The organism is Stagnihabitans tardus (genome assembly GCF_009925085.1).
Lineage (GTDB): Bacteria > Pseudomonadota > Alphaproteobacteria > Rhodobacterales > Rhodobacteraceae > Stagnihabitans > Stagnihabitans tardus.
The window spans coordinates 1-1,112 of sequence record NZ_JAABNR010000079.1; the positions used below are offsets into that span (position 1 = coordinate 1).

Here is a 1,112-nt window from a genome sequence, read left to right on the forward strand (position 1 = left end):
TAGCCCAGATGCGACTTTGGTTTGGTGGAGAGTTTCGCCTTGCGATGACCTCGGCCAAGGACATGGGCGCGGAAGACTTCGGCGGGGGTTCGGAAGCCCAGGCACTTCCGTGGGGTCTCGTTCAGGGCTGTGCAGAGCTGGCGGAGGTTCTCTTGGCTGAGGCTCCCGGGGTCCGTGTCGCGGGGCATCCATCGGCGCAGGCGCTTGTTGGCATGTTCGATAGCGCCTTTTTGCCAGGGTGACTGGGGATCACAGAACCAGGTCTTTGCGCCGGTCTTGGCTTGAAGATGCGGCCAGTCGACGAACTCTGAGCCGCGGTCGAAGGTCACCGAGCGGCGCGCCTTCGCGGGCAGGGGGCCGAGGGTCTTCGCGATCTGCGCCATGATCGGTTTCGTTCGCTTCTCAGGGTTCTTCAGGACGACCAGAAAGCGGGACATCCGTTCAATGAGCGTCGTGACATTGGCGGCGCCGAACTTCTGGCGGAAGAGCACGAGATCTCCCTCCCAATGTCCAAACTCCTGGCGATGGGCGACCACATCGGGGCGGAACAGGATGCTGAGTTCAGGGGCGAATTTTGGCGGCGGGCGCTTGCGGAGGCGATAGCCGCGGCGACGACGCCGGCCGGAGGGCAGGTGCCGCCAGAGCTCGGAGCTGCGGCCTTCGTCGGAATAGATGTGGCGGTAGATCGTTTCCTGGCAGACCCGCTCCGTCGCTCCCTCATAGCGCATCCGGCCCGCGATCTGCTCGGGCGTCCAGCCGCAGCTGAGGCAGTGCTCAACGCGCTCCCTGAGCTTGGCCGCGCGCAGGAGCTTGCGCCGTCGCGACCGGCGACCGTCAGCCTTTCCCTGGGCGATCAGGCCCCAGTAACCATTCAGATCTGGCAGTTCCGGGTCGACGAACCGGTTGCGCCGCAGCTCTCGGAAAATGGTCGACCGATGCCGCCCAAGTCTGCGCGCCATCTCGTCGGGGGAGAGCTTTGCCTGACGCCAGCGCTCGATCTTGCGCCGCTCGGAGACGGAAAGATGGGAAAACCGGATCTTCATTCTCAGCTCCTTGTCTGGTCCCAAACATCAAGGAACCATGAAAAGTCGCATTCCAGAATAGCGCGCACC

General features: G+C 63.8%; 1 protein-coding gene. It reads right to left on the bottom strand.

The window, feature by feature from the left end; all coding sequences use genetic code 11:
• Window positions 1-1,043 (bottom strand): IS30 family transposase (locus GV832_RS21660; RefSeq protein ID WP_227754617.1); only part of this gene is annotated, 1,043 nt, incomplete at its 3' end.
• Window positions 1,044-1,112 lie beyond the last annotated feature (69 nt).